General features: G+C 66.7%; 23 protein-coding genes. 8 read left to right on the forward strand and 15 right to left on the reverse strand.

Features of this window, described 5'->3' with window-relative positions; genetic code table 11:
- The first annotated feature begins 26 nt into the window (after positions 1-26).
- On the forward strand, positions 27-935 hold the full coding sequence (locus GR303_RS10870) for a DMT family transporter (protein ID WP_201751992.1): 909 nt from the start codon (positions 27-29) through the stop codon (positions 933-935).
- Here the strand turns inward: GR303_RS10870 and trmD are convergent.
- The 7 genes from trmD to GR303_RS10905 form a co-directional block, all read right to left on the reverse strand.
- Positions 916-1,608 carry a tRNA (guanosine(37)-N1)-methyltransferase TrmD gene (gene trmD / locus GR303_RS10875; protein WP_161721922.1) on the reverse strand — a complete coding sequence of 231 codons (693 nt, stop codon included), beginning with the start codon at positions 1,606-1,608 and terminating at the stop codon, positions 916-918. The genes GR303_RS10870 and trmD overlap by 20 nt on opposite strands.
- Positions 1,605-2,309 (reverse strand): ribosome maturation factor RimM, encoded by a 705-nt coding sequence (gene rimM, locus GR303_RS10880; protein ID WP_425487094.1) that lies wholly within the window; start codon positions 2,307-2,309, stop codon positions 1,605-1,607. Before rimM ends, trmD begins: the two co-directional genes overlap by 4 nt.
- A gap of 8 nt (positions 2,310-2,317) precedes the next feature.
- Positions 2,318-2,671: a 30S ribosomal protein S16 gene (gene rpsP / locus GR303_RS10885; protein WP_161721920.1), complete on the reverse strand. Its 354-nt coding sequence runs from the start codon at positions 2,669-2,671 to the stop codon at positions 2,318-2,320.
- Position 2,672: 1 nt separating this feature from the next.
- Positions 2,673-3,011 (reverse strand): chorismate mutase, encoded by a 339-nt coding sequence (locus tag GR303_RS10890; RefSeq protein WP_161721919.1) that lies wholly within the window; start codon positions 3,009-3,011, stop codon positions 2,673-2,675.
- Between the two features lie 5 nt (positions 3,012-3,016).
- A complete protein-coding gene (gene ffh / locus GR303_RS10895; protein ID WP_161722285.1) occupies positions 3,017-4,561 on the reverse strand; it encodes a signal recognition particle protein in 1,545 nt (514 codons plus the stop codon).
- Between the two features lie 2 nt (positions 4,562-4,563).
- The gene (locus tag GR303_RS10900) at positions 4,564-4,779 is read right to left on the reverse strand and encodes an eL24 family ribosomal protein (RefSeq protein WP_161721918.1); all 216 of its coding nucleotides are present in this window, start codon (positions 4,777-4,779) and stop codon (positions 4,564-4,566) included.
- 299 nt (positions 4,780-5,078) lie between these two features.
- Positions 5,079-5,495, reverse strand: coding sequence for a RidA family protein (locus tag GR303_RS10905; RefSeq protein WP_161721917.1), 417 nt, complete (start codon positions 5,493-5,495; stop codon positions 5,079-5,081).
- A 195-nt stretch (positions 5,496-5,690) separates the two neighbouring features.
- Between GR303_RS10905 and GR303_RS10910 the strand changes: the two genes are divergently transcribed.
- Positions 5,691-6,755, forward strand: coding sequence for an MBL fold metallo-hydrolase (locus GR303_RS10910; RefSeq protein WP_161721916.1), 1,065 nt, complete (start codon positions 5,691-5,693; stop codon positions 6,753-6,755).
- On the opposite strand, the gene GR303_RS10915 is transcribed toward GR303_RS10910, so the two are convergent.
- On the reverse strand, positions 6,712-7,383 hold the full coding sequence (locus GR303_RS10915) for an HAD family hydrolase (protein ID WP_161721915.1): 672 nt from the start codon (positions 7,381-7,383) through the stop codon (positions 6,712-6,714). The two genes, GR303_RS10910 and GR303_RS10915, sit on opposite strands and share 44 nt — an antisense overlap.
- On the reverse strand, positions 7,380-8,108 hold the full coding sequence (locus GR303_RS10920; protein ID WP_246726434.1) for a GyrI-like domain-containing protein: 729 nt from the start codon (positions 8,106-8,108) through the stop codon (positions 7,380-7,382). Before GR303_RS10920 ends, GR303_RS10915 begins: the two co-directional genes overlap by 4 nt.
- Positions 8,109-8,246: 138 nt before the next feature.
- Between GR303_RS10920 and dapF the strand changes: the two genes are divergently transcribed.
- From dapF to GR303_RS10935, 3 genes are read left to right on the forward strand one after another with little or no spacing between them, the layout of a single operon-like run.
- The gene (dapF, locus tag GR303_RS10925) at positions 8,247-9,131 is read left to right on the forward strand and encodes a diaminopimelate epimerase (RefSeq protein ID WP_161721913.1); all 885 of its coding nucleotides are present in this window, start codon (positions 8,247-8,249) and stop codon (positions 9,129-9,131) included.
- Entirely contained in the window at positions 9,131-10,441 is a 1,311-nt protein-coding gene (gene mtaB, locus GR303_RS10930; protein WP_425487093.1) for a tRNA (N(6)-L-threonylcarbamoyladenosine(37)-C(2))-methylthiotransferase MtaB, read from the forward strand. The genes dapF and mtaB overlap by 1 nt, the downstream gene beginning before the upstream one ends.
- Complete coding sequence (locus GR303_RS10935) at positions 10,441-10,674, forward strand: hypothetical protein (protein WP_161721912.1); 234 nt, start codon at positions 10,441-10,443, stop codon at positions 10,672-10,674. Before mtaB ends, GR303_RS10935 begins: the two co-directional genes overlap by 1 nt.
- A 146-nt stretch (positions 10,675-10,820) precedes the next feature.
- Here GR303_RS10935 and GR303_RS10940 read toward each other — a convergent pair whose 3' ends face one another.
- Positions 10,821-11,654, reverse strand: a complete 834-nt coding sequence (locus GR303_RS10940; protein ID WP_161721911.1) for an RluA family pseudouridine synthase — start codon at positions 11,652-11,654, stop codon at positions 10,821-10,823.
- Positions 11,655-11,800: 146 nt separating this feature from the next.
- On the opposite strand from GR303_RS10940, the gene ftsY reads away from it, so the two are divergent.
- Positions 11,801-13,144, forward strand: a complete 1,344-nt coding sequence (ftsY, locus tag GR303_RS10945) for a signal recognition particle-docking protein FtsY (RefSeq protein WP_161721910.1) — start codon at positions 11,801-11,803, stop codon at positions 13,142-13,144.
- Positions 13,141-13,737: a septation protein A gene (locus tag GR303_RS10950; RefSeq protein WP_161721909.1), complete on the forward strand. Its 597-nt coding sequence runs from the start codon at positions 13,141-13,143 to the stop codon at positions 13,735-13,737. The genes ftsY and GR303_RS10950 overlap by 4 nt, the downstream gene beginning before the upstream one ends.
- A 245-nt stretch (positions 13,738-13,982) precedes the next feature.
- Here GR303_RS10950 and GR303_RS25310 read toward each other — a convergent pair whose 3' ends face one another.
- Complete coding sequence (locus GR303_RS25310) at positions 13,983-15,326, reverse strand: adenylate/guanylate cyclase domain-containing protein (protein WP_161721908.1); 1,344 nt, start codon at positions 15,324-15,326, stop codon at positions 13,983-13,985.
- A 138-nt stretch (positions 15,327-15,464) separates the two neighbouring features.
- Between GR303_RS25310 and GR303_RS10960 the strand changes: the two genes are divergently transcribed.
- Positions 15,465-15,944 (forward strand): YaiI/YqxD family protein, encoded by a 480-nt coding sequence (locus GR303_RS10960; protein WP_161721907.1) that lies wholly within the window; start codon positions 15,465-15,467, stop codon positions 15,942-15,944.
- Here GR303_RS10960 and GR303_RS10965 read toward each other — a convergent pair.
- From GR303_RS10965 to GR303_RS10980, 4 genes are read right to left on the reverse strand one after another with little or no spacing between them, the layout of a single operon-like run.
- Positions 15,941-16,627, reverse strand: coding sequence for a hypothetical protein (locus GR303_RS10965; RefSeq protein WP_161721906.1), 687 nt, complete (start codon positions 16,625-16,627; stop codon positions 15,941-15,943). The two genes, GR303_RS10960 and GR303_RS10965, sit on opposite strands and share 4 nt — an antisense overlap.
- 36 nt (positions 16,628-16,663) lie before the next feature.
- Positions 16,664-17,242, reverse strand: a complete 579-nt coding sequence (locus GR303_RS10970) for a DsbE family thiol:disulfide interchange protein (RefSeq protein ID WP_161721905.1) — start codon at positions 17,240-17,242, stop codon at positions 16,664-16,666.
- Positions 17,235-17,390, reverse strand: coding sequence for a heme exporter protein CcmD (ccmD, locus tag GR303_RS10975; RefSeq protein ID WP_161721904.1), 156 nt, complete (start codon positions 17,388-17,390; stop codon positions 17,235-17,237). Before ccmD ends, GR303_RS10970 begins: the two co-directional genes overlap by 8 nt.
- A 5-nt stretch (positions 17,391-17,395) precedes the next feature.
- Positions 17,396-18,136 (reverse strand): heme ABC transporter permease, encoded by a 741-nt coding sequence (locus tag GR303_RS10980; RefSeq protein WP_161721903.1) that lies wholly within the window; start codon positions 18,134-18,136, stop codon positions 17,396-17,398.
- Positions 18,137-18,260 lie beyond the last annotated feature (124 nt).

The following is an 18,260-nucleotide window of genomic DNA, read 5'->3' on the forward strand; positions in this document are numbered from 1 at the left end:
CTGCCCTCGTCACAGGAGGTGCAGCCATGAAATCACCGTTGGGATTGTCGGGACGACTGGAAATGATCGCCGCGATGGGGCTTTCGGGCACCATCGGGTACTTCGTCGTCGAATCCGGCCAGAGCGTCTGGAACGTGGTCTTCTTCCGCTGCCTGTTCGGGTCTTTAAGCCTGTTCGCCTATTGCTGGGCCAAAGGGCTTCTCACGCCTTGGCCGTTCGCAGCCAAGACGCTGATGCTCGCAACCTTGAGCGGCACGGCCATCGTGCTCAACTGGGTGCTGCTGTTCTCGTCCTACGGCCATGCCTCGATTTCGATCGCGACGGCGGTCTACAACACCCAGCCTTTCTTCCTGATCCTGCTCGGGATGATCCTGTTCGGCGAACGACCGACGGGCGATGCGCTGGGCTTCATCGCCCTCGCCTTCGTGGGCCTCCTGATGGTCACCCAGGTCCAGGCCGGCAGCCTCTCCTGGAGCGGCGGCTATGTGATCGGGCTTCTGCAGGCCTTAGGCGCGGCCTTCCTCTACGCGGTGACCTCCGTCATCGTGAAACAGCTTAAAGGAATCCCGCCGCATGTGATCGCGCTCGTGCAAGCCATGCTCGGCACCGCGATGCTCCTGCCCTTGGCCGACTTCGCCAGCCTGCCGACGAGCTCCCTGCAATGGGGATACCTCGCGGTGCTGGGCATCGTGCACACCGGCATCATGTACATCCTGCTGTACGCGGCGCTCCAGAAGCTGCCGACGCCGGTGGTCGCCGTGCTCTCGTTCACCTATCCGGCGGTCGCCATTCTCATCGATTACCTCGCCTATGGCCGGGATCTGTCGCTCGGCCAGTGGAGCGGAATCCTGCTCATCCTGCTCGGCAGCGCCGGGGTGAATCTCAAATGGCGGTTCGGGTTCGGCCGCCCGAGGATCAGCCTCGCTCGGACGTGAGCAGATCCGGCCTTCTCTCCCGCGTGATCCGCTCCGATTCCTCGCGCCGCCAGCGCTCGATGGCGGCGTGGTTGCCCGACAGCAGCACGTCGGGGATGGAGCGTCCCTCCCATTCGCGGGGCCTGGTATAGTGCGGGTATTCGAGGCGGTTCGTCTCGAAGCTCTCTTCCGTGCCGGAGGCCTCCTTGCCCATGACGCCGGGCAGAAGCCGCACGCAGGCATCGAGCACGATCATGGCGGCCATCTCGCCGCCGGAAAGCACGTAGTCGCCGATGGAGACTTCCTGCAGCCCACGAGCCTCGATGACGCGCTCGTCCACGCCCTCGAAGCGGCCGCAGACGATGACGACGCCGGGACCCGCCGCAAGCTCGCGCGCATAGGCTTGCGTGAGCGGCCGGCCGCGCGGGCTCATGAGCAGCCTCGGGCGCGGATCGTTCTGCGCCACCGCCGCGTCGATCGCCGCGCCCAGCACGTCGCAGCGGATCACCATGCCGGGCCCGCCGCCGGCGGGGGTGTCGTCCACGGCGCGGTGGCGGCCGAGGCCGTGATCGCGGATGTTCCTGGCCTCAAGCGACCACAGCCCGCGCGCCAGCGCGTCGCCGGAGAGCGAGACCCCGAGCGGACCGGGAAACATCTCGGGGTAGAGGGTGAGGATGGTGGCGGAAAAGCTCACGCCTCGTCCTCGGGCTCAGGCCTTGCCGGCTCGAACAGGTCGTCGGGGGGAGCCGCCACGATGCGCCTTCCCGCGATGTCGACCACCGGCACGAAGGCTCTGGTGAAGGGCAGGAGCGCCGTCGGGCCGCTCGGGACGGGTGCGATCTCGAGAAGGTCCCCGCCGCCGTAATTGGGCACGGCCACCACGGTGCCGATGATCTCGCCGGCTTCGGTCTGAACGGTGAGGCCGATCAGGTCGGCGAGCAGGAACTCGTCTTCCTCCTCAGGCGGAGGAAGCTTGTCGCGCTCGACGAAAAGCTGCACGCGGTTGAGCGCCTCGGAGGCTTCGCGCGTGGTCACGCCGTCGACGACGGCGATGAGAAGATCGGGCGCGCCGCCGGGGGCGGGACGCACGGATTTCAGGGAATAGGTTTTGCCGTTGCTTGCGATCAGCGGCCGGTAACGGGCGATCGCCTGCGGATCGCCCGTATGGGATTTCAGCCGCACCTCGCCCTTGAGGCCGTGAGCGCGGCCGAACTCGCCCACAAGGACGAGATCGTTTCGGAGAGGCGCCGCCCCACCCCCTCCCCCCTGTGCGGGAGAGGGGGCGTTCTTCGCGTGAGCACGGCCCCTCTCCCGCCCCTCGCTGACGCGAGAGGCACCCTCTCCCGCTGCGGGGAGAGGGTTGGAGCCACGCATTGTCGAACGCCCCCGCTTCATATCGAAGCTTACGCAGCCTCGCCTTCGCCGGCGGCAGCGGCCTTGGCGGCGGCGCGCTCCTGGGCCTTCTTGCCCGGAACGGCCTTCTGCGGGTTGTTGCGGGCCGGGCGCTTCAGGAGGCCTGCGGCATCGAGGAAGCGCAGGACGCGGTCGGTCGGCTGGGCGCCCTTGGCGAGCCAAGCCTGGATCTTCTCGATCTCGAGAACGACGCGGCCGGCATCGTCCTTCGGCTTCATCGGATCGTAGGTGCCGACCTTCTCGATGAAGCGGCCATCGCGCGGAGCGCGCGAATCGGCCACGACGATGCGGTAATAGGGACGCTTCTTCGCACCACCACGGGTGAGACGGATCTTCAGGGACATTCTATTCTCCTAGTGCTTCAGTTTTTAGCCCGCCAGCCGTGCCGATAGCCTCGTGATGGCGGATGACTTCCTTGACGATGAAGGCCAAGAACTTTTCAGCGAAGTCGGGATCGAGCTTCGCGGATTCAGCAAGGGAGCGCAGTCGCTTGATCTGAGCTTCCTCACGGATCGGATCAGCGGGAGGCAGGCCATAGCGGGCCTTGTACTCCCCCACTTTCTGTGTGCACTTGAAACGCTCAGCCAGCGTGTGAACGAGCACTGCATCGAGATTGTCGATGGAGTCGCGCAGGCGCTGCAACTCAGCGCCTACCTCACTTGTCTGGTGCGTCACTGCCGACATGCCGCTTACTTCTTCTTCCCGAACGGGAAGCCGCCGATGCCCGGCAGGCCGGGGATCTTGGCTCCGCCCAGGCCGGGCAGGCCCGGCACGCCCTTCGGCATCGGCGGAAGGCCGCCGGCGCCACCGGGGAAGTCGGGCAGCTTGCCGCCCATCTGCTTCTGCAGCGCCTCGATCTGCTCCGGGGTCGGCTGGGGCATGCCGCCGCCGATCCCGAACATCTTGCCGAGCGCGCCGGCCATGCCCTTGCCCTTGCCGCCGCCCATCATCTTCATGACGTCGGCCATCTGGCGGTGCATCTTCAGAAGCTTGTTGACGTCCTCGACCTTCACGCCGGAGCCCGAGGCGATGCGCTTCTTGCGCGAGGCCTTGAGGATGTCCGGGTTGCGGCGCTCGGCCGGAGTCATCGAATCGATGATGGCGCGCTGGCGCTTGATGATCCTGTCGTCGAGATTGGCGCTCTCGAGCTGCGCCTTCATCTTGGCCACGCCCGGCAGCATGCCCATGAGGCCGCCGAGCCCGCCGAGCTTCTCCATCTGGGCGAGCTGATCGCGCAGGTCGTCCAGGTCGAACTTGCCCTTGCGCATCTTGTCGGCCATGCGCTGGGCTTTTTCGGCATCGAAGTTCTCGGCCGCCCTCTCGACCAGCGAGACGATGTCGCCCATGCCGAGGATGCGGTTGGCCACGCGGGAGGGATGGAACTCCTCCAGGGCGTCGACCTTCTCGCCCGTGCCGATGAGCTTGATCGGCTTACCCGTAACGGCGCGCATGGACAGGGCAGCGCCGCCGCGGGCATCGCCGTCCATGCGGGTCAGCACGATGCCGGTGACGCCGAGGCGCTGGTCGAAGGCGCGGGCGGTGTTGACCGCGTCCTGGCCGGTGAGCGCGTCCGCCACGAGCAGGACCTCGTGCGGGTTGGTGGCGGCGCGCACCTCCGCGGCCTCCACCATCAGGGCCTCGTCCACGGTGACGCGGCCGGCGGTGTCGAGCATCACCACGTCGTAGCCGCCAAGCCGCGCGGCCTCCATGGCCCGCCGCGCGATCTGCACCGCGCTCTGGCCGGCGACGATGGGCAGCGTGTCGACGCCCACCTGCTTGCCCAGAACCGCGAGCTGCTCCTGGGCGGCGGGGCGGCGGGTGTCGAGGGAGGCCATGAGCACCTTGCGGTTCTCGCGATCCTTCAGGCGCCGGGCGATCTTGGCGGTCGTCGTCGTCTTGCCGGAGCCCTGGAGGCCGACCATGAGGATGCCCACCGGCGGAACCGCGTTGAGGCTGATCACCTCCGCATCGGAGCCCAGCATCTCCACGAGCTGGTCGTGGACGATCTTGACCACCTGCTGGCCGGGGGAGACCGACTTGACCACCTCGGCGCCGACCGCGCGGGCGCGCACCTTGTCCGTGAAGGAGCGCACCACCTCCAGCGCCACGTCGGCCTCCAGCAGGGCGCGGCGGACCTCGCGCAGGGCCGCGTTGACATCCTCCTCGGTGAGTGCCCCGCGGCGCGTCAGCGAGCTGAGGATGTTGGAGAGCTTATCGGACAGGCCTTCGAACATGATCACTCAATTCCTCTTGCGATGAGAGGTACATCGCGATCCTCAAGGGCTTTTTCAAAGTGGCTGATGGCCGCCTCGAACTTGTCGCGGCAGCCCGGATTGCAGAAGCCGACCACTTCGCCGCGATAGAGGGTGAGCGAATCCGCCGCGATCGGCTTCCCCGACCACGGGCAGGTCTCGTTGATCGCGTCCTCGATGCGCAGGGCTTTGTCCGACATCCGCTACCATCCTGTTTCGTCATGGCTGCACTTGATGCGGCCATCCACGTCTTTCAAGCACCAGGGCGGAAGGCGTGGATGACCGGCTCGAGCCTGGTCATGACGGTCGAGTAAACCCAAATGAAAGCGCGCCCGAGGGCGCATCGCGCTGTCGGACGTTGACCTCCAGCCTCTCGGGCTGGGCGGCGGCTCAAAAGGGCTCGCTCTGCAGATTTGCGGTCAGGCGATAGAGGAAAGCGGCCGGCGAGTCAAGAAATTGGCCCAAACAAGCCTCATCCCGCCTCCACAGCAACAGGTTCCTAGCCCCCATCGGCGGCGATCGCTTCGATTTCGATCACGTATTCCGGTCGGGCCAGGGCTGAGACGACGAGAGCGGTGACGGAGGGTGCTTCACTCATGCTCCAACGTCTGCGCCGGATCTCTCCGAGCATCGGCGCATCGTTAGAGCAAGTCAGGAAGTAGGTGACCTTCACCAGATTGGTCGTGTTCATCCCGGCTGCGGCCAGCAAAGCTTCAACGTTGTCCATCGCCTGCTCGCACTGGTGTTCGAACTGAGGCGACAGCGCTCCATCGGGCGCGACCCCGAACTGTCCAGAGATAAACAGAAGGCGCTTCCCGGCAGGAACCTCGAAGGCATGGGAATAGATGGGACGAAAGGGATCCGGCACCTGCCAGACAGAGGCGGGGTTATGGCTCTTCACCGATGTCTCCAGCATGCTCGGGGATCGGCAACACCAAATCGACCATTCGACAAGGGTTCTTATGTTATTTCATTCTGTTGCCTCTATCTTGAGGAGTCAATCTCGAGCGCAGCTCATCAATTAGGGGATTGGGCCATCAAGTCGTTCAGCCCAACCTCTTGCGAAGACAGGTATGGCGCACCACGCTTAAGCCTCTTGCACAGGTTTCCCATGAAACGTCGTACATTCCTTAAAGTTGTGAGCTTGCCCGCTCTCACCGCGACTGGGCTGATCGGTTGGGCAACGGCTGCCCGGTCACGCAACCGCTACTATGAAGGCCCCGTGAGCGACCATTTCGACGGGGTGCGGTTCTTCACGCCCGGCCAGCCGCAGGACAAGGGTCTCTTCGAGCTCGCCCGCTGGCGGCTCGGCGGTGGGCGCAGGGATTGGCCGGAGAGCTTCCCGAGCCCGTTCCGGGACAAGCCCCCGGCCGAGGTGCAGGGCCTGCGCAGCGCGCTGATCGGCCACGCCTCGTTCCTGATCCAGGTGGCCGGCCTCAACATCCTCACCGATCCGGTCTTCTCCGAGCGGGCGAGCCCCGTCTCCTTCGCCGGCCCCCAGCGGGTCAACCCGCCCGGCATCGCCTTTGAGGATCTCCCGCCCATCCACGTGGTGCTGATCACGCACAACCACTACGACCATCTCGACACCGAGACCCTAGGGATGCTCTGGCAGCGGCACCGGCCCAAGATCGTGGCGCCGCTCGGCAACGACGCGGTGATCCGGGCCGAGCATCCAGAGATCCCGGTCGAGACGCGGGACTGGGGCGGCGCCGTCGACCTCGGCAGCGGCGTCACGGCCCATCTCGAGCCCGCCTATCATTGGTCGGCGCGGGGCATCAACGACCGGCGCATGGCGCTCTGGTGCGCCTATGTGCTCACCACGCCGGCCGGCACGATCTACCACGTCGGCGACACGGGCTTCGGCGACGGAAAAATCTTCCACGCCGTGCGTGAGCGCTTCGGCAGGCCGCGCCTGGCGCATCTGCCCATCGGCGCCTACGAGCCGCGCTGGTTCATGCAGCCGCAGCACATGAACCCGGAGGATGCCGTGAAGGTGCTGCGCATCGTCGAGGCCGAGCAGGCGCTGGGCCACCATTGGGGCACGTTCCGGCTCACCGACGAGGGCATCGAGGAGCCGCCGCAGGATCTCGCCGCCGCGCTCCAGGCCGCCGAGATCCCGGCAGACCGCTTCAGGGCGCTGCGGCCGGGCGAGGCATGGTCGCCGCCCGTGTGAGGATCGACTCCGCGAGGTCCTGCGGAGCATCCACGAGGCAGGCGACGCCGGCGTCGAGCAGTTCCTGGCGTGAGCCGTAGCCCCAGGTCACGCCGATGCTTGCCAGCCCATTGGCCTTTGCCCCGATGGCATCGTGCTCCCGGTCGCCGATCATGACGGCGCGTGCCGGGTCGAAGCGCTCCTGCTCGAGGATATGCCGGATGAGATCGCGCTTGTCGGCATTTCGGTTGTCCAGCTCCGAGCCGTAGATCCCGGCAAAGAAGCGCGACAGCTCGAAATGGTCGAGGATCCGCCGCGCATAGACATGAGGCTTCGACGTCGCGACGAAGAGTCGGACGCCCTGGTCCCGCAGATCCTGGAGCAGGGCCGGGATACCCTCATAGACCTCGTTCTCGAACAGGCCGCTCGCCCCGAACCGCTCCCGGTAGAGGCGCAGGGCCTCCTGTGCATCCTCGGGGCTGCCGAGCAGCTTCGTGAAGCTCGCGATCAGGGGCGGACCGATCATCCAGGTGAGTTCGTCCGCGTCCGGAACGGGGCGCCCCAGCCTATCCAAGGCATACTGGATCGAGCGGGTGATACCGGTTTTGGGGTCCGTCAGGGTGCCGTCGAGGTCGAAGAGCGCGATCATTCCTTCGGCTGAACGTAGATGTTCACCTCGAAATTGGTGTCCTGCGAATCCGTGAAGTCGCTCACGTATTCCTCGATGAAGGCGTCCTTGGCCACGATCTCCTTGATGTCGAGATAGGCCGTGATCGTCTCGTAGGTGCCGTCGATCTCGTCATAGGCATCCTTGTGGACGAAGCGGAAGGACTTGCCCTCCGGCGTCTTGCCGAACTTGATCTCGGGGGTCAGCTCGGTCTTGCCCCCGGGCACCGCCTCGATCGGCACCATCGCCTCGTATTTGAAGCCGTCGTCGTCCGTGTCGACGAAGATCGCGAGAGGCCGACCCGCGGGGTTCACCCCCGCCTTCTTCATCTCGGCGTCGAGCCTGGCGAAGGCGCTCTTCAGGCTGTCGTAGGCCTCGTCCCAGGTGCTGGTGCCGGAGAGCATCACCGCGGGCTTGGAGACGAGCACGCCCTCCTCCACCCCGGTCGGATCGCTCGGGTTCGGAAAGAGCGTGGCGCGGCCCGGCGGCTGCGCCGGCGCGGGGCTCGCGGGAGCGGCCGGGGCCGGAGTGGAAGGGGCGGCGGGAGCCGGGGGCTGAGCCGGAGCTTCGGCCGGGGCCGGAGCGGCCGGTGTCGGGGCGGCCGCGGGAGGGGTTTGCGCCAGGGCGACGCCGGAGCAGAGGGCCAGGACAAGAGCCAGATGAGAAGAGCGCAGCCGCATGGGAAGAACGCCTAACCCGCGAATCATGGAAGGATACCTTGCTGCACCATAGGGGGGTTTCAGGGCAGCGGCGAGAGCATCGTTGCCCTCGGTTGGGGGACAGATCGCAGCAGGCCGCGCCGACCCCTCTCGCGATTTCCGGCATTTTCAGCCATATACGGCCCCATGAGTGCCCTTTCGAACAGCCGCTTCCTGAAGATGAACGGTCTCGGCAACGAGATCACCGTGCTCGACCTGCGCGGCTCCCCCCATCGGGTGAGCCCGGCGGAGGCGCGCGCCATCGCGGCCGATCCGCGCTCGCGCTTCGACCAGCTCATGGTGCTGCACGACCCGGTGACGCCGGGCACCGACGCCTACATGCGCATCTACAACACGGACGGCTCGGAATCCGGCGCCTGCGGCAACGGCACCCGCTGCGTCGCCTGGGCGATGACGTCGGATCCGGTCATGAGCCGCCCTGTGGACCGCGACCTCGTGCTCGAGACCAAGGCCGGGCTCCTGCCCGTGGAGCGCGTCTCCGACCGGGTCTTCACCGTCGACATGGGCCCGCCGCGGCTTGCCTGGAACGAGATCCCCCTGCGCGATCCCTATCCGGACACCCGCGTCGTTGCCCTCGACACCAGGCTGCCCGAAGCACCCGAGCTGCAGGGCCCCTCCGCGGTGAGCATGGGCAATCCGCATGTGATCTTCTGGGTCGGGGATGCGGCGGCCTACGATCTCGCCGCCATCGGGCCGGCCTTCGAGCGCGATCCGGCCCTGCCGGAGCGCGCCAACATCTCGTTTGCCCAGGTCGCCGGCCCCGAGCACATCGTGCTGCGCGTCTGGGAGCGCGGCGCGGGCGCCACCCGGGCCTGCGGCTCGGCCGCCTGCGCCACCCTCGTGGCGGCGGCCCGCAAGGGGCTCACCGGCCGCCGGGCCGTGGTGAGCCTGCCCGGCGGCGACCTCGTCATCGAATGGCGCGAAGGCGACGACCACGTGCTCATGACCGGCCCGACCGAGCTGGAGCACGAGGGCACCCTCTCCCCTGCCCTCTTCGCGGAGGTGGCCTGATGGAACGGGATCCCCTTCCCTCGCTGCGCTCGCCGGGGATGACCACCTCGACGCAGAATCGCGTCCAAGTGGTCACCTTCGGCTGCCGGCTCAACACCTACGAGTCGGAGGCCATGCAGCGCCATGCGGAAGAGGCGGGACTCGGCGAGGTGGTGATCGTCAACACCTGCGCGGTCACGGGCGAGGCGACGCGCCAGGCGCGCCAGTCGATCCGCAGGATCGCCCGCGAGAGGCCCGGTGCGCGCATCATCGTGACGGGCTGCGCGGCTCAAGTCGAGCCCGAGACCTTCGCGGCCATGCCTGAGGTGTCTCAGGTCGTCGGCAACCACGAGAAGATGAAGGCCGAGACCTGGGCCGGCCTGCGCGATTTCGGCGTGGGCCTCACGGAGAAGGTTCTGGTCAACGACATCATGGCGGTGAAGGAAACCGCCGTGCACCTCATCGACGGCATGCGCGGACGCACCCGCGCCTTCGTGCAGGTGCAGAACGGCTGCGACCACCGCTGCACCTTCTGCATCATTCCCTACGGCCGCGGCAATTCCCGCTCCGTGCCCATGGGCGCGGTGGTGGAGCAGGTGCGGACCCTCGTGGAGCACGGCTCCCGGGAGGTGGTGCTCACCGGCGTCGACATCACGAGCTACGGCAAGGACCTGCCCGGCGAGCCGAAGCTCGGCACCCTGGTGAAGGGCCTGCTGCGCCACGTGCCCGAGCTGGAGCGGCTTCGGATCTCCTCCATCGACTCGGTAGAGGCGGACGACGATCTTCTCGACGTGATCGCGACCGAGCCTCGCCTGATGCCGCACCTGCATCTCTCGCTGCAGGCCGGCGACGACATGATCCTGAAGCGCATGAAGCGCCGCCATCTGCGCAAGGACGCGATTGCCTTCTGCGAGCAGGTGAAAGCCTTACGCCCCGACATGGTCTTCGGCGCCGACATCATCGCGGGCTTCCCGACCGAGACCGAGGAGATGTTCGCCCGCTCCCTGGACATCGTCGAGGAATGCGGGCTGACGCATCTGCACGTCTTCCCCTTCTCGCCCCGCCCCGGCACGCCGGCCGCGCGTATGCCGCAGGTGGCGCGCGACGTGGTGAAGGAGCGCGCAAGGCGCCTGCGCGAGAAGGGCGAGGCCGCTTTGCTGAAGCACCTGTCGGAGGAGGTCGGCGCGCGGCGCAACGTGCTCGTCGAGACGAACCGGCTCGGCCGCACGGAAGGGTTCACGCTGGTGCGGTTCGCGGGCGAGGTGACGCCGGGCGAGATCGTGCCGGTGACCATCGCCGGACACGACGGCAAGGACCTGCTGGCGGCGTGATGTCGGATTTTCTGAAAACAACGATCTATGTCGAGCTTCTCAATGAAGGGACGCAAGTCTGGCGACCTGTCGAGGCCATTGAGCTACGCTCGAACACCTTCGTCCTCTTGTCGTCGGATGATGCTGCCACCGAAGAGTGGCCATTCAAACCCGGTGAAATTGTCTCTTGTGAGAGCCGCGTTTTTGCGGATGGATCATCAGGGCTCGTTGCTACGGTCAAAATTGCTCAATGAGCTGATAAGAGCCCGCCGTATCCAGGCTTACTGACGCAACACTCCCGTGTCATGGCCGGGCTTGTCCCGGCCATCCCGAGTGGAAAAGCGTCGCGCTTTCCAGAAGCGAGATCACCGGCACAAGGCCGGTGATGACGAAGAGGGTGTCAGGTCGGACCGTCCACACCGTCTACCATGACGCCGCACGTCGACACCTGCTCCCGCATATGCGCCGGCACCGGCGCCTCCACGAGGATCGGCGGCTTCCTCGGATAAAGCGGTACGGTCACGCTGCGGGCATGCAGGTGCAGGCCCGGTCCGCCGAAGCGCGGCGCCGTGCCGTAGATCGGATCGCCCAGGATCGGAAAGCCCGAGGCTTGGCAATGGACCCGCAGCTGATGGGTGCGGCCGGTGATCGGCCGCAACTCGAGCAGGGTGAGGGGCTTTTCACCCTCCCCTGGAGGGGGAGGGGCAGAGCGCGTCAGCGATCCGGGGTGGGGTGGCAGCACCGACGATGGTCGTGCTTCCACCCCCTCCCGCGCCTCCGGCGCGACCTCCCCCCTCGAGGGGGAGGTGTGGCTCCGCCCCAGCACCCGCCACCGCGTCAGCGAAGGCTGGCCCTTCGGGTCCACCTTCATCCACCAGCCGCGGTCCGGCGATTTCGGGGCGAGGGGGAGGTCGATCTCGCCTTCCTCCTCCTTGGGTCCGCCCTCGACCACGGCCCAGTAGACCTTGTCGACCTCGTTCGTCCGGAACAGCTCGTTGAGGCGGGCGATGGCCTTGGGATGGCGGCCCAGCACCAGGCACCCGGAGGTATCCTTGTCGAGCCGGTGCGCGGCCTCCGGGCGGCGCGGCAGGCCGAAGCGCAAGGAATCGAGGTGATGGAACAGGGTTTCGCCGCCCTTGGGTCCCGGGTGGACGGGCAAACCGGCCGGCTTGTCGATCACGAGCATCAGGGCATCGCGATACAGCAATCGGCTCACTATCTCTTCCGCATTCATGGTGCCTCGGCTAGAGCATCGGACCCGAAAGTGGAACCCGCTTTCGCGATTCATCCGATCCGACGCTTCGTGAGAGCGCATGGTTCGATGCGCGATCGGGGCATCTGCGTTAATTCAGGCACAGCGTACAAGGCAAAGCGAGACCCATGGCCGAATCGAAGCCCGACAAGCCCGGATTCCTCTCCCGCCTGTTCGGGCGCAAGGCTGAGCCGGCTCCGCCCCCCGAGCCCGTGCCGGGCACCCCGCAGGCGGGGGGCGAGCCGGAGGCGATGCCCTCCCCGCCGGCGACCGGCGCGGACGATCTCGCGGCCGCTCCCTCCACCGTGACCGCCGCCTCCCCGGACACCCCGGAGGAAAGCAAGGTCCCGGCCGAACTCGCGGGCGCGGACCTCCAGCCGGTCGAGGGCCTCGATCCGGAGGGCACCAACCCGCAGGAGCCGCTGCCCCGCGTCGCGACCGAGAGCGGCCCCGCCCTGCGCCCGGACATCACCGCCGCGGACATGGCGGTGCCCGGACCCGCCCCCGCCGAGGCAGCGCCTGCGCCCGAGGCCGCGCCCGCCCCGGCCCGCGGCTGGTGGCAGCGCCTGACGGAGGGCATGCGCCGCACCTCCTCGTCGCTCTCCGAGAGCGTCACCGGCCTCTTCACCAAGCGCCGGCTCGACGCCGCGACCCTGGAAGAGCTGGAGGATGCCCTGATCCAGGCCGATCTCGGCGTGCCCACGGCGATGCGCATCACCGAGGCGATCTCGGCCGGGCGCTACAACAAGGAGATCTCGCCGCAGGAGGTGAAGGCGATCCTGGCGAGCGAGGTGGAGAAGGTGCTCCAGCCCGTGGCGCAGCCGCTCGCCGTCGACCGCAATCAAAAACCCTTCGTCATCCTGATGGTCGGGGTGAACGGGGCCGGCAAGACCACCACCATCGGCAAGCTCTCCCAGAAATTCCGCAGCCAAGGCCTGAAGGTGATGCTCGCCGCCGGCGACACCTTCCGCGCCGCCGCCATCGAGCAGCTGAAGGTCTGGGGCGAGCGGGTCGGCGCGCCGGTGCTCGCCCGCGAGCAGGGTGCCGACGCGGCGGGCTTGGCCTATGATGCGCTCCAGGAGGCGAAGGCCAGCGGCAGCGACGTGCTGCTCATCGACACGGCCGGCCGCCTGCAGAACAAGGCCGGGCTCATGGCCGAGCTCGAAAAGATCGTGCGCGTGGTCAAGAAGTTCGATCCGAGCGCGCCGCACGCCACCCTTCTCGTGCTCGATGCCACGGTGGGCCAGAACGCGGTGAGCCAGGTGGAGCTGTTCCGGAAGGCGGCGGGCGTGACCGGCCTCGTGATGACCAAGCTCGACGGCACGGCGCGGGGCGGCATCCTGGTGGCGCTCGCCGAAAAATTCCGCCTGCCGGTGCACTTCATCGGCGTCGGCGAGGGAGTGGAGGATCTGGAGCCATTCACCGCACGGGATTTCGCGAAAGCCATTGCCGGACTGGAAGCAACCTCATGACCGACGAAAAGCGCCTGCCTCCCCTCCTCAAGCTCGCCCTCGAGCTCGGACCGCTCGTCCTGTTCTTCCTCGGCAATGCCTACGGGGACCGGTTCGGCTTCGCGGAAAACCAGCGCATCTTCGCCGCCACGGGAATCTTCATCGTGGCGACGGTGATCGCCCTCGGCGTGAGCTACGTGCTCACCCGCAAGCTGCCGATCATGCCGGTGGTGTCGGGCATCGTGGTGGTGGTGTTCGGCGGGCTCACCCTGTTCCTGCAGGACGAGATCTTCATCAAGCTCAAGCCCACCATCGTGAACGCCCTGTTCGGGCTGGTGCTGCTGGGCGGCCTCTATTTCCGCAAGCCCCTGCTCCAGATCGTGCTCGACAGCGTGTTCGAGCTCGACGCGGAGGGCTGGCGCAAGCTCACCTTCCGCTGGGCCCTGTTCTTCTTCGCGCTCGCCGCCCTCAACGAGATCGTCTGGCGCACGCAGACCACGGATTTCTGGGTGAGCTTCAAGGTCTTCGGCATCATGCCCCTCACCATCGCCTTCGCCCTCGCCCAGACGCCTCTGCTGCTGAAGCACGAGGTCAAGAAGGCGGAAGAGGTTTAGACGCCCGACTTCCTCGCCATGGCCGGGCTTGTCCCGGGGGATCCACGTCTTTTTACCCTCAGACCTCATCCTGAGGAGCAGCCGTCAGGCTGCGTCTCGAAGGAGGGTTCAGTGCCCTCCGGATCCTCCTTCGAGACGGTCGCTCCGCGACCTCCTCAGGATGAGGTTGAGTATATGATGACCGGGCTTGAAGGCGTGGATGGCCGGGACAAGCCCGGCCATGACGGTGAAGTATGCGAGAGTCGTCACCCCACCGGCTTCATCAGCACCATCCTGCGCGTGACCCCCGGCAGGGGATCGCACTCCACCTCCGTCCAGAGGTCCTCCTCGCCGGCCGCCACCACGGTTTCCCGCGAGGCGAGGAGTTCGCAGCCCGTGGTCTTCGTCGCCTGCTCGATGCGCGAGGCGATGTTGACGGTCTCGCCGACCACGGTGAATTCGAGGCGGCTCTCGTCGCCCACCACGCCGCAGAACACGTCGCCCGTATGGATGCCGATGCCGAGCCGCACCGGCGGGTCGAAGCCGCGCTTGGCGTTCCAGCGCGCGATCAGGGCGAGCAGGGTGCGGGCGCAGGCGAGCGCGCGGCGCGCATCGCCCTCCTGCGCGCCCGGCACGCCGAAGAGGATGAGCGCCCCGTCGCCGGTGAACTTGTCGATGACGCCGCCGTGCCGGGCCGCGGCGCGCAGCACGCGCCGGCGGAACGAGGTGATGAACACGGCGAGCTGCGCCGGCTCCATGGTCTCGCCGAAGGTGGTGGAGGCGCGGATGTCCACGAACATCACCGTCACCGGGATGCGCCGCCCCTGGCGCAAGGAAGCGAAGGCCTGGTCCGTGAGGATCGGCGCGAGCTCGCGCGGCAGGTAGCGGGTGAGGTTGGCCCGCAGGGTGGTCTCGCGCACCGCCCGCTCCAGCATCAGCCGCCCCTGGCGCGCCACCAGGATCAGGATCAGGGCGGCGGCAAAGACCATGACGATGCGGACCATGTTGGCCTGCATCGAGAACAGCCCCACGATCTCGGCGAGGTCCTGCTGGCGCTCCGCCGGACTGACCAACCCGCCGCCGAAGGCGAGAAGGGACAGCCCGACGACATAGACGGCCGCCACGAAGGCCTGGAGCCGCGGCTGGTAATGGATCGCGGCGGCCCCCATGGCGATGGGCACCACCCAGACCACGGGAAAGGCGGCAAAGAGGCTGCCGGGAATCCCTAAGCCCCAATGGCTGTAGCCGAGATTGCCGAGAATGAGGACCGCATCGAGAATGGCCGTGATATAGGGCAGCCTGGCGATGGCGATCCGCTTCGAGGCAAGCCAGGCTCCCACCCAGCCGAGGGCGCCGAACAGGACGAGGGTGAGCTGCGCCGCATGGATCTGCTTGCGGGCCATCGGGCTGTCGAGCTCGACGCCCGCCGTGGCGAGGATGACGGCGAGCAGCAGCAGCCCGGCCGTGACCATGCGGGCGAGCCCCGCCCGCTGCAGGGCGCCGGTGTCCGCCTCGCGGATCAGCCGGTGCGTGGCGTCGCTGAGGACCGGCGTCGTGCGCAGGGTGTTGAGCAGGCCCAGGGCGGCGCGGGTGCGGGATCGGGGGGTCACGGGCTTCCTTTTGCTCCCCAAGGAGTTGTTGCGTTATGTCACTGGACTGCCCCAGCGCGCATGACGGATCCGTTACGCCACCATGAACTGCCGTTTAACCTCGGCGGCAACTCCGCACCTCACAGGAATATATGGTCCATGAGCGAGAGCTTCCAGCCGATCACGATTTATGTGGATGCGGATGCCTGCCCGGTGAAGCCCGAAATCTACCGGGTGGCCGAACGGCACGGGGTGAAGGTCTTCGTGGTGTCGAATGCCTTCATGCAGGTGCCGCAGAGCCCGCTGATCGAGCGCGTGGTGGTGAGCGCAGGCTTCGACGCGGCGGACGACTGGATCGCCGAGCGCGCCGGGCGCGGCGCCGTCGTGGTCACCGCCGACATCCCGCTGGCGAGCCGCTGCGTGAAGGCGGGGGCCGAGGTGATCGGGCCGACGGGCAAGCCGTTCACGGAAGCCTCCGTCGGCATGGCGCTCGCCACCCGCAACCTGATGGAGGACCTGCGCGCCATGGGGGAGGTCTCCGGCGGGCCGAAGCCGTTTTCGGCGAAAGACCGTTCGGTTTTTCTCTCGGCGCTGGACGTGGCGATCAACCGCCTCAAGCGCGCGGGATTCGGCAACTAACAGCTTTGAGCCAGATCGGTGAGATCTTCATCCTTCACGAGATCTGGACGGTACTGGCGGACGACACGGAGAATGTTCTCTGACTTTTCCGGGAAAGGTCCCTGACAATAATTGATCTCTATCTTCTTCGGAGGAAGCGTATCGAAGAAGCGCCTCGGCCCTGTTTCGGGACCATAAAGCGTAATTCTCTTCTTCGGAGAACCGACATCGAAGCCCCAGAACTTTGTCTGATGAAGTGTTACACGGAGCTCTGTGATTGCAGACCAAGGCACGTGGTGAAAACCGCGACCGCTCCAGCCACTGACACCTTCAGGTGAGATTACGAAATCGGGTTTCTTATCAAATGCTCGGATGCCTAAAACGGCAAAGAACCGCAGGAATTTGTAGCTCGACCAAACAAGGAAGGGGATCCTGATCCAAAACGGCAGCTTCATGAAGAGCACGAAGAGAGCCCACCCGATCAGAGCATAGATGAAGCCCCTTCTCCGCATCGAGGAATTCGAGAAATCTGGCTTCTCTGGCATCCAGTCCGGATCCAAGCTGAACCATGCCAGGACCAGAAGCGGGACGACAGTGAGCGTGATGCTCACGGTCAGAGCAAAGGCCGAATGGGGCCGCGAAAGATAGTAGGTCTGCGTTTCAGCAGAGGTGTAAGGAATCGGACTGGAGTCGATGGCTGGCATAAATCACTAGAGAAGCGATGAGGCATCGCAACTCTATTACCTATTCGCGACCGTCCGCAACTTTTCCTTGAATGCCCCAAAATTCTCCGGCGTCAGGGGTCCGATATGCTTGTGGCGGATGGTGCCGTCGGGGCCGACGATGAAGGTTTCCGGCACGCCGTAGACGCCCCAGTCGATGGAGGCGCGGCCGTTGGGGTCCACGCCGACGGCGGCATAGGGGTTGCCGAGCGCCCCGAGGAAGCGGCGGGCGTTCTCCGGCTTGTCCTTCTGGTTGATGCCCACCACCCGGACGGACGGGTCCTTGGCGAGATCCACCAGCAGGGGGTGCTCCTGGCGGCAGGGCGCGCACCAGGAGGCCCAGACATTCACCACCGTGACGCGGCCCTTGAGATCCTCGTTGGAAAAGCCCGGCACGGGCTTGCCGCCCGCGGTGAGCCCTTCGAGGGGCGCGAGGCTGAAGACGGGCACGGGCTTGTTGATGAGCACGGAGGGCAGCTCGGCGGGGTTCCTGCCCGAGGTCAGCTGCACGGCGAACAGCACGGTGAGCCCGATGAAGACGAGGGCCGGCAGCACGAAGATCAGCCGGGAGCGGGAGGGAGCGGCCGCCTCAGCCACGGCGCGACCTCCGGCCGACGCCGCGCGCCTCGAGCTCGGCGAGCGCGCGCACCTGCATGCGGTGGTCGATCACCGCGCGCAGGATCAGGCCCGCCACCACGAGCGCGGTCACGATGTAGGAGAAGGCGATGAAGAAGCCGTGCGACATGGGTGTCAGGCCGCCTGTGCGTCGAGGCGCTCGGCCTCGAGGATGGTGAGCGTGCGCACCCGGCGCCGCAGGATCTCCGTGCGCATGCCGGCAAGGTGCAGGGCGACGCCCGTGAGGGTGAAGCCCACGGCCACGATGAGCAGCGGCACGAGCATGGAGGTGTGGATCGTCGGCCCGTCGATGCGGAACACGGAGGCCGGCTGGTGCAGGGTGTTCCACCAGTCGACGGAAAACTTCACGATGGGCACGTTCACCGCACCCACGAGGGTAAGGATCGAAACCGCCCGGGCGGCCCGGTTCGGCTCCTCGATGGCCCGCCACAGCGCGAGAATGCCGAGATAGATCAGCAGCATCACCAGCATGGAGGTGAGGCGCGCGTCCCACTGCCAGTAGGTGCCCCACATGGGCTTGCCCCAGAGCGAGCCGGTGACGAGGCAGATCAGCGTGAACGCCGCGCCGATGGGAGCGGCGGCCTTCTGCGACACGTCCGCCAGCGGATGGCGCCACACGAGGGTGCCCAGCGCGGACGAGGCCATGACCATGTAGAAGAACAGGGACAGCCAGGCCGCCGGCACGTGCAGGTACATGATCTTGACCGTCTCGCCCTGCTGGTAGTCGGCGGGGGCGACGAACCAGACCATGTAGAGGCCTGCGGCCACGAGAAGCGCGGCGAGGCCCCCCACCCATGGCAGGAGCGTGCCGCTGAGGCTCATGAAGCGGGTCGGATTGGCAAGCTCTCGGATCATGGGCTCGATGTAGCGGTCTCGGGGGAGGCCTGCAACGTGGAGATCATCGCAGGGCCAATAACGTTTTCGCCAGGATTTGGGCTTTTAGCGGGTTTGCGCGGGTTTGAGCATTCCGGAAATGTCC

This window comes from Microvirga arsenatis (assembly GCF_009910705.1).
GTDB classification, from domain to species: domain Bacteria; phylum Pseudomonadota; class Alphaproteobacteria; order Rhizobiales; family Beijerinckiaceae; genus Microvirga; species Microvirga arsenatis.

Excerpts from the sequence above, each read along its gene's own strand:
- GR303_RS10910 (WP_161721916.1), top strand. The coding sequence starts at position 5,691 with ATGAAACGTCGTACATTCCTTAAAGTTGTGAGCTTGCCCGCTCTCACC.
- ffh (WP_161722285.1), bottom strand. The coding sequence starts at position 4,561 with ATGTTCGAAGGCCTGTCCGATAAGCTCTCCAACATCCTCAGCTCGCTG.
- mtaB (WP_425487093.1), top strand. The coding sequence starts at position 9,131 with ATGGAACGGGATCCCCTTCCCTCGCTGCGCTCGCCGGGGATGACCACC.
- GR303_RS10965 (WP_161721906.1), bottom strand. The coding sequence starts at position 16,627 with ATGCCAGCCATCGACTCCAGTCCGATTCCTTACACCTCTGCTGAAACG.
- GR303_RS10950 (WP_161721909.1), top strand. The coding sequence starts at position 13,141 with ATGACCGACGAAAAGCGCCTGCCTCCCCTCCTCAAGCTCGCCCTCGAG.
- GR303_RS10900 (WP_161721918.1), bottom strand. The coding sequence starts at position 4,779 with ATGTCGGACAAAGCCCTGCGCATCGAGGACGCGATCAACGAGACCTGC.
- dapF (WP_161721913.1), top strand. The coding sequence starts at position 8,247 with ATGAGTGCCCTTTCGAACAGCCGCTTCCTGAAGATGAACGGTCTCGGC.
- ftsY (WP_161721910.1), top strand. The coding sequence starts at position 11,801 with ATGGCCGAATCGAAGCCCGACAAGCCCGGATTCCTCTCCCGCCTGTTC.
- GR303_RS10890 (WP_161721919.1), bottom strand. The coding sequence starts at position 3,011 with ATGTCGGCAGTGACGCACCAGACAAGTGAGGTAGGCGCTGAGTTGCAG.
- GR303_RS10915 (WP_161721915.1), bottom strand. The coding sequence starts at position 7,383 with ATGATCGCGCTCTTCGACCTCGACGGCACCCTGACGGACCCCAAAACC.
- rpsP (WP_161721920.1), bottom strand. The coding sequence starts at position 2,671 with ATGTCCCTGAAGATCCGTCTCACCCGTGGTGGTGCGAAGAAGCGTCCC.
- GR303_RS10980 (WP_161721903.1), bottom strand. The coding sequence starts at position 18,136 with ATGATCCGAGAGCTTGCCAATCCGACCCGCTTCATGAGCCTCAGCGGC.
- GR303_RS10870 (WP_201751992.1), top strand. The coding sequence starts at position 27 with ATGAAATCACCGTTGGGATTGTCGGGACGACTGGAAATGATCGCCGCG.
- ccmD (WP_161721904.1), bottom strand. The coding sequence starts at position 17,390 with ATGTCGCACGGCTTCTTCATCGCCTTCTCCTACATCGTGACCGCGCTC.
- GR303_RS10905 (WP_161721917.1), bottom strand. The coding sequence starts at position 5,495 with ATGCTGGAGACATCGGTGAAGAGCCATAACCCCGCCTCTGTCTGGCAG.
- GR303_RS10935 (WP_161721912.1), top strand. The coding sequence starts at position 10,441 with ATGTCGGATTTTCTGAAAACAACGATCTATGTCGAGCTTCTCAATGAA.
- GR303_RS10940 (WP_161721911.1), bottom strand. The coding sequence starts at position 11,654 with ATGAATGCGGAAGAGATAGTGAGCCGATTGCTGTATCGCGATGCCCTG.
- GR303_RS10920 (WP_246726434.1), bottom strand. The coding sequence starts at position 8,108 with ATGATTCGCGGGTTAGGCGTTCTTCCCATGCGGCTGCGCTCTTCTCAT.
- rimM (WP_425487094.1), bottom strand. The coding sequence starts at position 2,309 with ATGAAGCGGGGGCGTTCGACAATGCGTGGCTCCAACCCTCTCCCCGCA.
- GR303_RS10960 (WP_161721907.1), top strand. The coding sequence starts at position 15,465 with ATGAGCGAGAGCTTCCAGCCGATCACGATTTATGTGGATGCGGATGCC.